Annotated in this window: 1 protein-coding gene; it reads right to left on the bottom strand. The window is 70.2% G+C overall.

Features of this window, described 5'->3' with window-relative positions; translation table 11 throughout:
• Positions 1 to 795: putative PEP-binding protein (locus PU704_RS19950; RefSeq protein WP_338130253.1), on the bottom strand; the 795-nt coding region annotated here is incomplete at both ends.

Here is a 795-nt window from a genome sequence, read left to right as displayed (position 1 = left end):
CCGGGTCGCGCTCGTCGAAGGAGGAGGCGACCAGGGCGGAGTCGCGGTCCAGGCCCAGGGTGAGCTGGGTGAGGTCGTTGGAGCCGATGGAGAACCCGTCGAAGTGCTCCAGGAACGCCTCGGCCAGCAGCGCGTTGGCCGGCAGCTCGCACATCATGACGATCTCCAGGCCGTCCTCCCCGCGCGCCAGTCCGTTGGCGGCCAGCAGCTCCACCACGCCCTGGGCCTCGGCGAGGGTGCGCACGAACGGGACCATGAGCTTGATGTTGGTCAGCCCCATGGCGGTGCGCGCGTGCCGCACCGCTGCGCACTCGAGCTCGAAGGCCGCCCGGAAGGCGGGGGAGAGGTAGCGGGAGGCGCCGCGGAACCCGATCATGGGGTTCTCCTCCTCCGGCTCGAAGATCGGGCCGCCGAGCAGGTTGGCGTATTCGTTGGACTTGAAGTCCGACAGCCGGATGATCACCGGTTCGGGGGCGAAGGCCGCCGCGATCGTGGCGATGCCCTCGGCCAGGCGCTGCACGTAGTACTGCCGCGGCCCGTCGTAGGCGGCGATCCGCTCCCGGATCTGTCCGGCCAGCTCCACCGGCAGGCTCGCCTCGTCGCGCTCCAGGGCCAGCAGCGCCAGGGGGTGGATGCCGATCTGCCGGTTGATGATGAACTCCAGCCTCGCCAGGCCCACCCCGTGGTGGGGCAGCTGGGCGAAGGCGAAGGCCTGCTCGGGGGTGCCGACGTTCATCATGATCTTCAGCGGCGCCTCCGGCATCGCCTCCAGGGAGGTCTCCTCCACGGTGTAGT

Origin of the sequence: Kocuria oceani (assembly GCF_029524215.1) — a bacterium.
GTDB lineage: Bacteria > Actinomycetota > Actinomycetes > Actinomycetales > Micrococcaceae > Kocuria > Kocuria oceani.
This window is presented reverse-complemented; position numbering and strand designations above follow the sequence as displayed.